The sequence below is a fragment of the Micromonospora sp. NPDC000089 genome, assembly GCF_042899365.1.
GTDB lineage: Bacteria > Actinomycetota > Actinomycetes > Mycobacteriales > Micromonosporaceae > Micromonospora.
Genome location: NZ_JBIAZT010000006.1, coordinates 1 through 15,813 on the forward strand (window position 1 = coordinate 1; position 15,813 = coordinate 15,813).

Annotated in this window: 5 protein-coding genes and 1 pseudogene; 1 reads left to right on the forward strand and 5 read right to left on the reverse strand. The window is 74.7% G+C overall.

The features are described 5' to 3' along the window. From ACFY3U_RS13480 to ACFY3U_RS13490, 3 genes and pseudogenes are all read right to left on the reverse strand, one after another. The coding region (locus ACFY3U_RS13480; RefSeq protein ID WP_387200620.1) for a type I polyketide synthase at positions 1-6,783 on the reverse strand (6,783 nt) is incomplete at its 3' end. Between the two features lie 3 nt (positions 6,784-6,786). Then, positions 6,787-6,834: pseudogene (locus ACFY3U_RS13485) on the reverse strand (polyketide synthase docking domain-containing protein); the annotation flags it as partial. Positions 6,835-6,855: 21 nt separating this feature from the next. After that, positions 6,856-12,285 (reverse strand): SDR family NAD(P)-dependent oxidoreductase, encoded by a 5,430-nt coding sequence (locus ACFY3U_RS13490; protein WP_387199974.1) that lies wholly within the window; start codon positions 12,283-12,285, stop codon positions 6,856-6,858. Between the two features lie 233 nt (positions 12,286-12,518). Here ACFY3U_RS13490 and ACFY3U_RS13495 point away from each other — a divergent pair, with 233 nt between their 5' ends. Beyond that, entirely contained in the window at positions 12,519-13,274 is a 756-nt protein-coding gene (locus tag ACFY3U_RS13495; protein ID WP_387199977.1) for a thioesterase II family protein, read from the forward strand. A 52-nt stretch (positions 13,275-13,326) separates the two neighbouring features. On the opposite strand, the gene ACFY3U_RS13500 is transcribed toward ACFY3U_RS13495, so the two are convergent. Further along, entirely contained in the window at positions 13,327-14,214 is an 888-nt protein-coding gene (locus ACFY3U_RS13500; protein ID WP_387199980.1) for an SAM-dependent methyltransferase, read from the reverse strand. 29 nt (positions 14,215-14,243) lie between these two features. Then, positions 14,244-15,806, reverse strand: coding sequence for a bifunctional 3-(3-hydroxy-phenyl)propionate/3-hydroxycinnamic acid hydroxylase (locus tag ACFY3U_RS13505; protein WP_387199983.1), 1,563 nt, complete (start codon positions 15,804-15,806; stop codon positions 14,244-14,246). Between the last annotated feature and the right edge of the window lie 7 nt (positions 15,807-15,813).

A 15,813-nucleotide genomic window follows, 5' to 3' on the forward strand; every position in this document is an offset into this window, starting at 1 on the left:
GCACTCCTCCGCGATCCGATCCAGATCCGCCAACGCACCCGACACCACCACCGACGACGGGCCGTTCACCGCCGCCACATCCACACCGGCGGCGGAACCGGAAACCGCCCCCTGACCGTCGCCACCGCTTGAACCGGCCATCGAGCGCAGCAGCTCATTGACCGCTGCCTCGGACACGCCCACCGCCAACATCCCGCCACCGGCCGGCAACGCCTGCATCAACGAACCCCGCGCCGCCACCAGCACACACGCGTCCGCAAGCGACAACACCCCCGCCACATGGGCCGCGGTCACCTCACCGATCGAATGCCCCGCCACGTAGTCAGCCGTCACACCCCACGACGACACCAACTCCCACAGGCCCACCTCGACCGCGAACAGCCCCGCCTGCGCATAAGCCGTCTGGTCCAACAGGCCGGAATCGCCGAACACGACCTCCCGCAACGGCCGATCCAACCGGCCCTCGAACCCCGCACACACCCGGTCGAAAGCCTCGGCGAACACCGGAAAGGCCTCGTACAACTCCCGACCCATACCGGCCCGCTGCGCGCCCTGACCGGTGAACAACACCGCCCGCCGACCCGCCACAGGCTCACTGGCCACCACACCCGCGGCGGCCCGCCCGTCCGCGAGCGCCGCCAGGCCCGCGAGCAAGGACTCCCGGTCCGCGCCGAGCACCGCCGCCCGGTGCTCCAGCGCGGCCCGGGTGGCGACCAGGGACCAGCCGACGTCGGCGGGCGACAGGTCGGTGTGCGCGCGCAGGTGGTCGAGGAGCCGGGTCGCCTGGTCGGCGAGTGCCGGCGCCGAGCGGGCCGACAGCAGCCACGGCGTGACCGGCAACGCGCCGGCGGTGTCGGGCGTCGGCTCGGCCGGCGTGGGCCGTTCGAGGATGACGTGGGCGTTGGTGCCGGAGATGCCGAACGACGACACCGCCGCCCGCCGCGGCCGACCCGACTCCGGCCACGACCGCGCCGACGTCACCAGCTCCACCGCACCCGAGGACCAGTCCACCTTCGACGACGGCGCGTCGACGTGCAACGTCGCCGGCACCACCCCGTGCCGCATCGCCAGCACCATCTTGATGATCCCGGCCACCCCGGCCGCCGCCTGCGTGTGACCCAGATTCGACTTCACCGAACCCAACAACAACGGCGTCACCCGCTGCTGCCCGTACGTCGCCAACAACGCCTGCGCCTCGATCGGATCACCCAACGTCGTACCCGTACCGTGCGCCTCCACCACGTCCACCTCGGCGGCGGAGAGCCGGGCGTCGGCGAGCGCGGCCCGAATGACGCGCTGCTGGGCCGGACCGTTCGGCGCGGTCAACCCGTTCGACGCACCGTCCTGATTGACCGCCGAGCCGCGCACCACGGCCAGGATCGGTCGGCCGTCGCGGCGCGCGTCGGAGAGACGCTGCACCAGCAGCACACCGACGCCCTCACCCCAGCCGGTGCCGTCGGCGCCCTCGGCGAACGATCGGCACCGGCCGTCGGCGGCGAGGCCGCCCTGGCGGGAGAACTCGACGAACGCGCCGGGGGTGGCCATCACGGTGACGCCACCCGCGAGGGCCAGGTCGCACTCACCGGCGCGCAGCGAGCGGGCGGCCAGGTGCAGCGCCACCAGCGAGGACGAGCAGGCGGTGTCGACGGTGAGCGCCGGCCCTTCCAGGCCGAGCGCGTACGACACCCGGCCGGAGAGCACGCTGGCCGAGGCGCCGGTGGCGCCGTAGCCGGCGAGGTGGTCGCCGCCGTGGCGGATGAGGTGGTCGAAGTCCTGCCCGTTGGTGCCGGCGAAGACACCCACCCGGGTGCCGCGCAGCGACAGCGGGTCGATCCGGGCGTCCTCGATCGCGGCCCAGGACGTCTCCAGCAGCAGCCGCTGCTGCGGGTCCATGGCGGTCGCCTCGCGCGGCGAGATGCCGAAGAAGGCGGCGTCGAACGCGTCGGCGTCGTCCAGGAACGCGCCCCGGGTCACGTCCGGCGGCAGCGTGCCCAGGTCCCAGTGCCGGTCGGCGGGCAGCTCGGTCATGGCGTCGACGCCGTCGGCGAGCACCTGCCAGAAGCCGGCCGGGGAGGCGGCTCCGGCGGGGAAGCGGCAGCTCATGCCGACGATCACGATCGGGTCGTCGTCGACCGGCCGTACCGTCGGGGTCGTGGTGTCGGCCGGCCCGCCGGCCAGCGCGTCGCGGAGGTGGCCGGCCAGGGCCTCGGGGTCGGGGTGGTCGAAGGCCAGCGTGGTGGGGAGCGTGAGTCCGGTGGCGGCGGCGAGCCGGTTGCGCAGCTCGACGGCGGTCAGCGAGGTGAAGCCGAGGTCCCGGAAGGCGCGCCGGTGCGGCACCCGGTCGGCGTCGGCGTGGCCGAGGACCGCGGCGATCTCGGCGCGGACCAGTTCGCCGAGGGCGTCCCGCTGGTCGGCGGGGGTGAGGTCGGCGAGTCGGCGGCGCAGCGCCGAGGACCGGTCGTCGCCGGTGGCGGCGGGGGCGGTGAGCAGGTCCCGGATCAGCGGGTCGGGCCGCTGGCCGGGGGTGGCAGCGATCCGGTCCCAGTCGACGTCGGCGACGACGAGGTGGGTCTCGTCCCGGTCGAGCGCCCGGTGCAGCGCGCGGACGGCGCGGCCGGGGTCCATGGCGCGGACGCCGCCACGGGCCATCCGCCGTTCGAACTCGCCGGCGCTGACGCCGCCGTCGGCCCAGAGTCCCCAGCCGATCGAGGTCGCGGGAAGTCCTTCGGCGCGGCGGCGGTGGGCGAGCGCGTCGAGCCAGGCGTTGCCGGGGGCGTAGTTGCCCTGCCCGGCGCCGGCCATGGTGCCGGCGAGGGAGGAGAAGAGCACGAACGCGGTGACGTCGTGGGCTCGGGTCAGCTCGTCGAGGTGGCGGGCCGCGTCGACCTTCGCCCGCAGCGCGGTGGTCATCTTCTCGACGGTGAGCGCGTCGGTGACCGTGTCGTCGAGGACGGCGGCGGTGTGCACAACGGTGCGTAGCGGGACATCGACGGGGACGGCGGCCAGCAGGTCGCGCAGCGCGCCCCGGTCGGCGGCGTCGCAGGCGGCCACGGTGACCCGGGTGCCGAGCGCGGTCAGCTCGTCGGCGAGGTCGGCGGCGCCGGGCGCGTCGGGGCCGCGCCGGCTGAGCAGCAGCAGGTGCTCGACGCCGGCCGCGGCGAGGGCCCGGGCGACATGCGCGCCGAGGGCGCCGGTGCCGCCGGTGACCAGCGCGGTGCCGCGCGGGGTCCAGCCCCGTCCGGCGTCTGCGGGCCGGTCGTCCCGGACCAGCCGCCGGGCGTACGCGCCGGTCGTCCGCACCGCCACCTGGTCCTCGGTCGGCTCGCCGCCGAGCAGCCGGCGAAGCCGGGGTACGGCCCGCGGGTCGGCTGCCGAGGGCAGGTCGACGAGGCCGCCCCAGCGGTCCGGGTGTTCGGCGCGGAGCGCGCCGCCGAATCCCCAGAGCAGCGCCTGGTCGGGGTCGACGGCCGGGTCGGCGGGGTCGACGGCGACGGCACGGCGGGTGGCGATCCAGAGTCGGGCGGTGCCGCCGGCGTCGCCGAGCGCCTGGGCCAGGGCGACCGTGTCGGCGAGCCCGCAGGGCACGGAGGGGTTGTCGGGACGGGTGCCGGTGGTCAGGCCGAGCAGTGACAGCACGGTGCCGGGCGGGGGCGCGTCGGTGAGGTCGCGGGCGAGGTCGGCCCGGCTGTGGCCGGCCGGCACGGTCAGCACCCGCACCCCGGGCCCGGTCAGCGCGTCGATCCACGGCCGGCCCGACTCGTCCACCTCGGCCGGTACGACGAGGAGTAGGTCACCGGTGTCGGGGCCGGCGGGTTCCGGCAGCGGTTGCCAGGTGATCCGGTACTGCCAGGCGTCGAGCGCGGTCTCGCTCTCCCGGCGGCGGCGCCACGCGGAGAGGGCGGGCAGCACGTCGGCGAGGGGCGCGTCGGGGTCGACGGCGAGCGCGGCGGCGAGGCCGTCGACATCCTCGTTCTCGATGACCTGCCAGAACGCCGCGTCGTCGGGGTCACCGCCGTGACCGCGGGTGCGGGCGTCGAGCCAGTAGCGCTGGTGCTGGAACGCGTACGTGGGCAGGTCCACGATGGCCGGCCGCCGCCCGTCCCGGGTGAACCAGGCCGCCCACTCCACCGGCGTCCCGGTCACGTGCAGTCGGGCCAACGCCGTGGCCAACGCGGTCACCTCGTCCAGGTCCCGCCGCAACGCCGGAATGTGGTGCACCGGCCGGTCGGTGATCGTGTCGGCGGCCATCGCCGTCAACGTGGCGTCGGGTCCGAGCTCCAGGAACGTGCTTACGCCGCACTCGTGCAGCGCCGCGACACCGTCGGCGAACCGGACCGCCTCGCGCACGTGCCGCACCCAGTAGTCCGCACCCGCGATCTCCCCCGGATCCGCGAGCCGACCGGTCACGTTCGACACCACCGGCAGACGCGGGGACTGCCAGTCCAGGCCGGCTATCGCCGCCCGGAAATCGGCCAGCATCGGCTCCATCAACCGGGAATGGAACGCGTGACTGACCGTCAGCCGCTTCACCCGCCAACCCCTGGCCGCGCACTCCCCCGCCACCCGATCCAGATCCGCGAGCGGACCGGAGAGCACCACCGACGACGGACCGTTCACCGCCGCCACATCCACGGCACCGGAGGTCGCCCCCGGGCCGACTCCGCCGCCCGCACCGGCAGCGCCCACCGGCCCGGCATCCCCCGTCGCCGCCGCGACGGCACCCGACCGCAGCAGCCCGCGGACCTGAGCCTCCGACGCCCCGACGGCCAGCATCCCGCCACCGGCCGGCAACGCCTGCATCAACGAACCCCGCGCCGCCACCAGCACACACGCATCCGCCAACGACAACACCCCCGCCACATGCGCGGCGGTCACCTCACCGACCGAATGCCCGGCGAGGAAGTCAGCCGTCACACCCCACGACGACACCAACTCCCACAGGCCCACCTCCACCGCGAACAACCCCGCCTGCGCGAACACCGTCTGATCCAGCAGCTCACCACCGCCGAACACCACCTCCCGCAACGGCCGATCCAACCGGCCCTCAAACCCCGCACACACCCGGTCGAACGCCTCCGCGAACACCGGGAACGCCGCATACAACTCCCGACCCATACCCGCACGCTGCGCACCCTGACCGGTGAACAACACCGCCCGACGACCCGACGACACCTCACCGCTCACCACGCCGGGCGCCGACCCACCGTCGGCCAACGCCGCCAGGCCGGACAGCAACGCATCCCGGTCCGCGCCGAGCAGCACCGCGCGGTGTTCCAGAGCCGCCCGCGTCGTCGCCAGCGACCAGCCGACCTCGGCCGGTGACAGGTCGCCGTGCCGGCGCAGGTGATCGGCGAGGCGGGCGGCCTGACCGGCGAGGGCTTCGGTCGAGCGGGCCGCCAGCATCCACGGGGTGATCGGTGCCGGCGCGACCGGCGGCGCCTGGGGCGACGGCTCGGCCTCCGGGGCCTCGATGATGACGTGGGCGTTGGTGCCGGAGATGCCGAACGACGACACCGCCGCCCGGCGCGGGCGGTCGACCGCCGGCCAGGGACGCGCCGACGTGGCCAACTCCACCGCTCCGGCCGACCAGTCGACATGCGACGAGGGGGCATCGACATGGATCGTCCGCGGCACGAGCCCGTGCCGCATCGCCAGCACCATCTTGATGATCCCGGCCACCCCGGCCGCCGCCTGCGTGTGACCCAGATTCGACTTCACCGAACCCAACAACAACGGCGTCACCCGCTGCTGCCCGTACGTCGCCAACAACGCCTGCGCCTCGATCGGATCACCCAACGTCGTACCCGTACCGTGCGCCTCCACCACGTCCACCTCGGCCGGCGACAACCGCGCCGACGCCAACGCCGCCCGGATCACCCGCTGCTGGGCCGGCCCGTTCGGGGCGGTCAACCCGTTCGACGCGCCGTCCTGGTTGACCGCGGAGCCGCGCACCACGGCGAGGACGCGGTGGCCGCGTCGGCGGGCGTCGGAGAGGCGTTCCAGGAGCAGCACGCCGACGCCCTCGGACCAGCCGGTGCCGTCGGCGCCCTCGGCGAACGACTTGCACCGCCCGTCGGGGGCGAGGCCGCGTTGCCGGCTGAAGTCGATGAACGTCTCCAGCGTGGTCATCACGGTCACGCCGCCGGCGAGGGCCAGGGTGGATTCGCCGGAGCGCAGCGACTGCACCGCCAGGTGCAGCGCCACCAGCGACGACGAGCAGGCGGTGTCGACGGTGAGCGCCGGGCCCTCCAGGCCGAGCGTGTAGGCGACCCGGCCGGACAGCACGCTGCTGGCGGTGCCGCCGCCGATGAACCCGTCGACCGTGTCCGGCACGTCGCCGAGCCCGGCCGCGTAGTTGTGGTACATCATGCCGGCGAAGACGCCGACCCGGTTGCCGCGCAACGACAGCGGATCGATCCGGGCGTCCTCGATCGCCGTCCAGGACGCCTCCAGCATGAGCCGCTGCTGCGGGTCCATGGCCAGCGCCTCGTACGGGGAGATGGTGAACAGCTCCGGGTCGAAGTTCCCGGCGTCGTGCAGGAAGCCGCCCTCCCGGGCGTACGTGCTGCCCCGCCGTTCCCCGGTCGGGTCGTACGCCCGCTCGGTGTCCCAGCCCCGGTCGGTGGGGAAGCCGGTGACGCCGTCACCACCGGTGGCGACCAGCTCCCACAGCTCCTCGGGTGAGCGCACGCCACCCGGGTAGCGGCAGCTCATCCCGATGACGGCGATCGGCTCGTGGTCCCTGGCGTCGGCCGCCCTCAGCCGTTCGCTGGTCTCGTGCAGGTCCGCGGTGACGCGCTTGAGGTACTCACGGAGCTTGGCTTCGTTCGCCATCGGGGATTCACCTGTCGCGGGTCAGGACCGGCCGAAGCGGCTGTCGATGAAGTCGAACAGTTCGTCGTCGCTGGCCTCGTCGAGGCTGGCGGAGACCTCGCCGCTCTCGCCGTCCCAGCGGGCCAGCAGGGCGCGGAGCCGGGCCGCGACGGTGGCCCGGGTCTCGTCGTCGGCGGTCAGCTCGGCGAGGGTGTCGGGCGGGGTCGCGGCGAACGCCGCCTCCAGGCGGTCCAGCTCGTCGAGGACGGTGGGGGCGGTCGCGGCGGGGCCGAGCCGGGACAGCAGGTGGCCGGTGAGCGCGGCCGGGGTGGGGTGGTCGAAGACCAGCGTGGCCGGCAGCGCGAGCCCGGTCCGGGTGGTGAGTCGGTTGCGCAGGTCGACCGCGGTCAGGGAGTCGACGCCGAGTTCGATGAAGGAACGTTCGGGTGCGACGGCGGCCGGGGAGGCGTACCCGAGCACGTCGGCGACCTGGCCGGCGACCAACTCGGCGACCAGGCGGGCCCGGTCCTCGGCGGACGCCCCGGCGAGCCGGTCGGCGAGGGAACCGGTCGTGGCCGCGACGGTGCGACGCGTGGGCCCCCCGGCCAGGCCGTGCAGCGGCGCCGGAAGGTGGTCACGGCCGGTGCGGGTCCGCAGCGCCGCCAGGTCGAGGTGGACCGGGAGCAGCAGCGGTCGCCGGCCGCGCCGGCTGGCGTCGAGCAGCGCGAGCGCCCGATCGGTGGTGAGCGGGACGATGCCCTGCCGGGCGAGCCGGTCCCGGCCGGCGGCACCCAGGTCACGGGTCATTCCGCCGGATTCCGCCCACGGTCCCCAGGCCAGCGAGGTGGCGGCCAGACCGGCGGCCCGGCGGTGGTGGGCGAGGCCGTCGAGGAAGGCGTTGGCCGCCGCGTAGTTGCCCTGACCGGGTGCGCCGAGCGGACCGGCGATCGAGGAGAACAGCACGAACATGGGCAGGTCGAGGTGGCGGGTGAGGTCGTGCAGGTGCCACGCGGCGTCGGCCTTGGGGCGCAGCACCGTGTCGGTGCGCTCCGGGGTGAGCGCGGTGACCACGGCGTCGTCGAGCGCGCCGGCGGCGTGCACCACGCCGGCCAGCGGGTGTTCGGCGGGGACGGCGGCGAGCACACCGGCGACCTGGTCGCGGTCGGCCACGTCGGCGGCGGTCAGGCTGACCCGCGCGCCGAGGCGGCCGAGATCGGCGAGCAGGTCGGCGGCACCGGGCGCGTCGGCGCCGTGCCGGCTGACCAGCATCAGGTGCCGGACCTTGTGGTGGGTGACGAGGTGCCGGGCGACGACGCCACCGAGCGCGCCGGTGGCGCCGGTGACCAGCACGGTGCCGTCGGGCACCAGGTCGACGGCGCCGGTCGGGTCGGGTTCGGCGGGGGCGAGGCGCGGTACGAGCAGCCGGCCGGCGCGGAGCGCGAGCTGTGGCTCGTCGGCGGCCAGCGCGCGGGCGAGCAGGTCGGCGTCGTCCTCGCCGGCCAGGTCGGCGAGGACGAACCGGCCGGGGTGTTCGAGTTGCGCGGCCCGGACCAGGCCCCACACGGCGGCACCGGCCAGGTCGGTGACGTCGCCGTCGGCGGGCACCGCGCCGCGGGTGGGCACGACCAGTTGCCGGCCGGCGAACCGGTCGTCGGCGAGCCAGCCCTGAAGCAGGGCGAGGGTGTCGGCGAGCCGGGTGCGGGTGGTGGCGAGCGGATCGTCCGGTGCGATGGTTCCGACCGGGGCGAGCACCAGCCGGGCGTCGTCGGCGAGCGCGGCGAGCCCGCCGTCCGGGTCGAGCGGCACGATGCCGTGGGCCGGCCGGGCCGGCAGCGGCACCGGGTTCCAGCGCAGGTCGTAGAGGGGCAGGTCGGCGGTGGCGGCGTCGAGCTGGTCGGCGGCGAGTGGCCGGGACACCAGGGCGGCGATCCGGGCCACCGGCGCGCCGGCGGCGTCGGCGAGCGTGAGCGTGCTGGCCGGGCCGCTGCGGGTGAGGCGTACCCGCAGGTGGGTGGCGCCTTCGGCGGCGAGGCTGACGCCGGTCCAGGCCCAGGGCAGGCGGGCGCCGGTGTCGTCGGCGTCGTCGGCGGCGAGGCCGACGACGTGCAGCGCGGCGTCCAGCAGCGCCGGGTGCAGCGCGTACCCGGTGGTGGCGGTGCCGTCGGGCAGCTCCACCTCCGCGAAGACCGCTTCGGGGGTACGCCAGGCGGCGCGCAGCCCGCGGAACGTGGGCCCGTGGGCGACGCCGAGCTCCCGGAGCCGGACGTAGATCGGTTCGACCGGCACGGCGTCGGCCTCGGGTGGCGGCCACTCGGTCAGCGACTCGGCGGGTTCTCCCTCGCCGGGGGCGAGGACGCCGTCGGCGTGGCCGGTCCAGTCGGCGTGCGGTTCATCGGCGGGTCGGGAGTGGATGGTGATGCGGCGCCGGCCGCCGTCGTCGGGCGCGGCGAGCTGGAGTTGGAGGGTGCGGGCGCCGTCGTCGGGCAGGACGAGCGGAGCGGCGAGCGTCAGCTCCTCGAGGGTGTCGCAGCCGGCCTGCGCACCGGCGTGCAGCGCCAGCTCGACGAGTGCGGTGCCGGGGACCACGACCCGGCCGCGTACGAGGTGGTCGGCGAGCCAGGGTTGGGTACGCACGGACAGCCGACCGCCGTGGACGCGGATGTCACCGGCGGCGGTGGTGAGCGCGGTGTCGAGCAGCGGGTGACCGGCGTCGTGGGCGCCCAGGCCGGCGGCGTCGTGGCCGGCGGTGCGGGCGTCGAGCCAGTAGCGCTGGTGCTGGAACGCGTACGTGGGCAGGTCCACGATGGCCGGCCGCCGCCCGGCCCGGGTGAACCAGGCCGCCCACTCCACCGGCGTCCCGGTCACGTGCAGTCGGGCCAACGCCGTGGCCAACGCGGTCACCTCGTCCAGGCCCCGACGCAACGCCGGAATGTGGTGCACCGGCCGGTCGGTGATCGTGTCGGCGGCCATCGCCGTCAACGTCGCATCCGGGCCGAGTTCCAGGAACGTGGACACACCCAACTCGTGCAACGCGGCCACCCCGTCACCGAACCGCACCGCCTCCCGCACGTGCCGCACCCAGTAATCCGGACCCGCGATCTCCGTCGGGTCCGCGAGCCGACCGGTCACATTCGACACGACCGGCACCCGCGGGGACTGCCACTCGAGGCCGGCGATGGCAGCCCGGAAATCAGCCAGCATCGGCTCCATCAACCGGGAATGAAACCCGTGACTGACCCTGAGACGCTTCACCCGCCAACCCCTGGCCGCGCACTCCCCCGCCAACCGATCCAGCTCCGCCAACGCACCCGACACCACCACCGACGACGGACCATTCACCGCCGCCACATCCACGTCGGCCAGCTCCCGGACCTGGGACTCCGACGCCCCCACCGCCAACATCCCGCCACCGGCCGGCAACGCCTGCATCAACGAACCCCGCGCCGCCACCAGCACACACGCATCCGCCAACGACAGGACACCCGCCACATGAGCGGCCGTCACCTCACCGATCGAATGCCCCGCCACATAGTCGACGCCGACTCCCCAGGACGAGAGCAGCTCCCACAGGGCCACCTCGACCGCGAACAGGCCCGCCTGCGTGTAGACGGTCTGATCCAACAGGCCGTCACCGCCGTCGAACACCACCTCCCGCAACGGACGGTCGAGACGACCCTCGAACGACGCGCACACCCGGTCGAACGCGTCCGCGAACACCGGGAACGCCGTGTACAACTCCCGACCCATCCCGGCGCGCTGCGCACCCTGACCGGTGAACAACACCGCCCGACGACCCGACAACACCTCACCGCTCACCACGCCGGCCGCCGACGCACCCTCGGCCAGCGCGGACAAGCCGGCCAGCAGCGCATCCCGGTCCGCGCCGAGCAGCACCGCGCGGTGTTCCAGAGCCGCCCGCGTCGTCGCCAGGGAGAAGCCGACCTCGGCCGGCGACACGTCGACGTGCGCGCGCAGGTGGTCGAGCAGCCACGCCGCCTGACCCGCCAGCGCGTCCGCCGACCGCCCCGACACCAGCCACGGCAGCACCGGCACCGCATCCGCGTCGAGGACGGCCGGCGGCTCGTCCTCGACCGCTGTGGGCGCCTCCAGGATCACGTGCGCGTTGGTCCCGGAGATGCTGAACGAGGAGACGGCGGCGCGGCGGGGCCGGTCGACAGCCGGCCAGGGGCGGGCCGAGGTGGCCAACTCGACCGCGCCGGTCGACCAGTCCACCTTGGTCGACGGCGCGTCCACGTGCAGCGTGGCCGGCACCACGCCGTGCCGCATCGCCTGCACCATCTTGATCACGCCGGCCACGCCGGCGGCGGTCTGGGTGTGGCCGATGTTCGACTTGATCGACCCGAGCAGCAGCGGTTGCTCCCGCTCCTGCCCGTACGTGGCCAGCAACGCCTGCGCCTCGATCGGATCACCCAACGTGGTGCCGGTGCCGTGCGCCTCCACCACGTCCACCTCGGCGGCGGAGAGCCGGGCGTCGGCGAGGGCGGCCCGGATCACCCGCTGCTGCGAGGGCCCGTTCGGGGCGGTGAGCCCGTTCGAGGCGCCGTCCTGATTCACCGCCGTGCCGCGTACCACGGCGAGGACGCGGTGGCCGAGCCGGTGGGCGTCGGCGAGGCGTTCCACCAGCAGCACGCCGATGCCCTCGCCGAGGGCGGTGCCGTCGGCGGCGTCGGCGAACGCCCGGCACCGGGCCCCCCGGGACAGGTTGTTCTGCCGGGTGAAGTCCACGAAGATCGACGGGGTGGGCAGCACGGTCACGCCGCCCGCGAGCGCCAGGTCGGATTCGCCGGAGCGCAGCGACCGCACGGCCAGGTGCAGCGCCACCAGCGACGACGAGCAGGCGGTGTCCACCGTGACGGCCGGTCCCTCGAACCCGAGGGCGTACGCCACCCGGCCGGAGCTGACGCTGCCGGCGCTGCCCAGCCCCAGGTAGTCGGCGACCGCCTCCGGCACGTCGGCGGCCCCGGCCGCGTAGTCGGCGTGGGTCAGCCCGGCGAAGACACCGACCCGGCCGCCCCGCAGCCCGGTGGGGTCCACCCCGGCCGACTCGAACGCCTCCCAGGACACCTCCAGCAGCAGCCGCTGCTGCGGGTCCATGGCCAGCGCCTCGCGCGGCGAGATGCCGAAGAAGGCCGGGTCGAAGCCGCCGGCGTCGGCGAGGAAGCCACCGTCGCGAACGCAGGACGTGCCGGGGCGCTCCCGGCCCGGGTCATAGAGCGTGGCGAGGTCCCAGCCCCGGTCGTCGGGGAACGGGCCGATCGCGTCCCCGCCGGCGGCCACCAGGTCCCAGAGCGCGTCCGGCGAGGTGATGCCGCCGGGAAAACGGCAGGCCATGCCGACCACCGCGATCGGCTGGTGGGCGGAGTCCTCGACCTCGCGGAGCCGTTGCCGGGTCCGCCGCAGGTCGGTGGTGACCCTCTTCAGGTACTCCCGGAGCTTCTCTTCGGTGTCCATCAACCTGACCCTCGGTCGGCGGGAACCTGCCGTCGTCCGGCGCCCACGCGTCATCTCCAGAGCCACGGGTCCCCTCTGCGGGGAAGCTATGGCACCGCGCTGAGCTGCGACAACCCCTAACCCGTACGCCCGTCGGGCTAGGGGTGGCCCGGCTGGCGGCGGCGCGGTTAGCGTCCGGTGGACCGCCCTGGCGCCCGCGGCGCGGGCACCACCGCTGGAAGGACCGCCTGACGATGACCGACCACGACAACGGCCTGTGGGTACGCCGGTTCCACCCGGCCCCGGCGGACGCCCCGCGGCTGGTGTGCCTGCCGCACGCCGGTGGCTCCGCGAGCTTCTTCTTCCCGGTGTCCCGGGCGCTGTCGCCGGCCGTGGAGGTGCTCAGCATCCAGTACCCGGGCCGGCAGGACCGCCGGCACGAGCCGTGCGTGCCGAGCATCGGTGAGCTGGCCCGGCACCTGGCCGACGTGCTGCGCCCCTGGCGGGACCGGCCGTTGGCGTTCTTCGGGCACAGCATGGGCGCGACGCTGGGCTTCGAGGTGGCGCGGCTGCTCGAGGCGGAGGGCGGGGCGGTGGCGCACCTGTTCCCGTCCGGGCGGCGGGCCCCGTCGTGCCACCGGGACGAGACGGTGCACCTGCTCGACGACGAGGGCCTGCTGGCCGACGTGCGCAAGCTCAGCGGCACCAACTCGGCGGTGCTCGGCGACCCGGACATGCTGCGCGCCGCGCTGCCGGCGATCCGCAGCGACTACCGGGCCGCGGAGACCTACGCGTACACCCCGGGCCCGAAGCTCTCCTGCCCGGTGACGGTGTTCACCGGGGACGACGACCCGAAGACCACGGTGGACGAGGCGAAGGCCTGGGCGGAGCACACCACCGGGCCGTTCGACCTGCACGTCTTCCCGGGCGGCCACTTCTTCCTGGCGTCTCACCAGCCGGCGATCCTGCGTACCCTCTCCGCGGCGTTGACCCGCGCGGCGACCGGCTGAGCGGGTGTGCCGGCCCCCGCCGTCCGGTCCGGACGGCGGGGGCCGGGACGGTTCAGGGCTTCCGCGCCACGGCGATGACGTAGTCGAGCAGGCCGAGCTCCTTCTTGATCAGCTCGGTGTCCCGCCAGTGGTTGGCCATCCCCTTGACCGCGCTGCTGTCGGCGGCGGCGCGGAACGCCGGGTCGGACGGGCGGGCGGCCTGGTACCGACGCCAGCCCTCCCAGGTACGGTCGGCGATGGAGTTCACCTCCACGCCGTCGAAGCCGGCCGCGGTGAGCTGCTCGCCGTAGGTCTTCCGGTCGTGCCAGTTCTCGTCCGGCAGGCTGAACTTGACGAAGCTGAGCGGGCCCGAGCTGATCGACATGCGCGCGGTGTCGTCGCTCAGCGGGATGATGTCGGCGGTGGCCAGCGTGCCGCCCGGCCGCAGCACCCGGAACGCCTCGGCGAAGAACGCGCTGCGCGGGTGGAAGTGGAACGCCGACTCCAGCGCCACCACCCGGTCGACGCTGGCGTCCGGGAACGGCAGGGCGGTGGCGGTGCCGAGCTGGAAGTCGGCCCGGTCGGCCAGGCCCTCGCGGCGGGCCCGTTCCTGGGCGTGCTGGACGTGCCGGGGGGTCACGTTGATGCCGTGCACCTTCGCCACCCGGCGGTCCCGCAGCCAGGCGAAGTCCTGGTCGCCGTAGCCGAAGCCGACGTCGAGCAGGGTGTCGTCCGGCTTGAACCCGGCCGCGTCGGCGAGCTTGTTGGCCAGCGCCTCGCCGGCCACGTCGATGTCGGTGACGCCCTCCTCCCAGTAGCCCACGTTCATGTAGCGGGAGGTGCGGGCCGCGAACTCGACGTCCGGCGACTGGATCTCGTAGAACCGGCGGACCCGGGTCACCGGGTCCTTGGTGGCCAGGGTCCGGACGACCCGGCCGAGGGTGCGGAGGTTCTCCAGCATGTCAGCTCCTCAGGGCTGCGCAGGGATGGTCAGGGGTGCAGGGCGGGGGCGGAGACCTGCCGGCGCAGGTCCGCCACCAGGCCGGCGGCGGCGTCGGGGCCGGCCGCCGCGCCGAAGAGATAGAAGTCCGGCCGCAGCAGCGCCGCGTCCGCGCCGCCCAGCCAGCCCAGGTAGGTGCCGTCGAGGTCGGCCAGTTCGTCCGCCGCCGCGCCGTCGCCGGCGGGCCGCACGGTCAGCCGGTACGCGCCGAGGTCGTCCAGGAACGCGACCGCGTCGGCGTCGAGGGTGGCCGGTTCCCGGGTGAGCAGCACGAAGCCGACGCCCACCACGTCGTCGAAGCCGCCGGTGCGCCCGCCGGCCGTCACCCGTCCCTGCGGCACGGGCTCACCGGCGCGCGGCGCGGGGGCGCCGGTGGCGTCGCGGTGCAGCACGCCGTCGACGATCGCCTCGCGCAGCGAGCGGACGTGCCGCTGCTGGGTACGCCGGCGCAGCGCGGCCAGCATCACCGAGTCCCGCCCGGCGGCCTTCTTCGGGTCGGTCTCGCAGATCACCGCGCCGGAGTCCATCGACATCCGGATGGCGTGCTGCACGTGCGCCCGCCGCTCCGCCTGGTAGGTGTCCAGCAGCGTCTCCCCGGCCCGGCCGCGGTGCACCAGGTCCAGCTTCCAGGCCAGGTTGACCACGTCACGGAAGCCGGAGCTCATGCCCTGCCCGAGGAACGGCGGCATGACGTGCGCGGCGTCGCCGGCCAGGAACACCCGGCCGCGCCGCCAGAGGTCGGCGGAGCAGGCCTGGGTGGTGTAGACGCCGTAGCGGTCCAGCCGGGCGTTGTCCGGGGTGATGTCGAACAGGCCGAGCAGCCGCCACGCGCTCACCTCGGTGCGGAACTCCTCCAGGGTCTCCCCCGGTACCCGCATGAACTCCCAGCGGCGGTGGTTCGGCCCGGCGGAGACCGCGGTCCGCGGCCTGGCCGGGTCGCAGATCTGCAGGTTGTTGGGCGTGAACTCGCGCGGCGTGTGCAGCACCACGTCGCAGACCAGCCAGTCGTGGGTGAAGTCCAGGTCGGTGACGCCCGAGCCGAGCCAGTCCCGGACGAAGCTGTTCGCGCCGTCGCAGCCGAGCACCCAGGACGCGGTGTAGGTGTGCGGGTCGCCGTCGCCGTCCACGGCGGTCACCTCGACCCGGTCGCCGTGGTCGGCCAGGCCGGTCACCTCGACGCCCCGCTGCACCTGCACGCCGGGCAGTTCCGCGCCGCGCTCGGCCAGCCGTTCCTCCACGCCGGGCTGGTAGAACGACGTGGAGTCGGGCCACCCGGCCGGGCCGTCCGGGGCGGCGCGCACGTGCAGCAGGGTCCGGCCGAAGCCGTTCTTCCAGGTGTACTCGCCGGACAGCTCGGTCACGTCGCCGAGCCGGTCGGCCACGCCGCAGGCGGCGAGGATCCGGCTGGCCTCGCCGTCGTAGGAGACCGCCCGCGGCATGCTGTACGGGGTGGCCCACTTCTCCAGCACCCGTACCGTGAACCCGCGCTGCGCCAGCAGGATCGCGGCCACCTGGCCCACCGGGCCGTAGCCCACGATCAGTACGTCGGTCATCGCCGTC

What these genes read in the sequence shown, in the direction of transcription:
- ACFY3U_RS13500 (WP_387199980.1), bottom strand. Translation starts at nt 14,214, where the DNA reads ATGCTGGAGAACCTCCGCACCCTCGGCCGGGTCGTCCGGACCCTGGCC.
- ACFY3U_RS13505 (WP_387199983.1), bottom strand. Translation starts at nt 15,806, where the DNA reads ATGACCGACGTACTGATCGTGGGCTACGGCCCGGTGGGCCAGGTGGCC.
- ACFY3U_RS13495 (WP_387199977.1), top strand. Translation starts at nt 12,519, where the DNA reads ATGACCGACCACGACAACGGCCTGTGGGTACGCCGGTTCCACCCGGCC.
- ACFY3U_RS13490 (WP_387199974.1), bottom strand. Translation starts at nt 12,285, where the DNA reads ATGGACACCGAAGAGAAGCTCCGGGAGTACCTGAAGAGGGTCACCACC.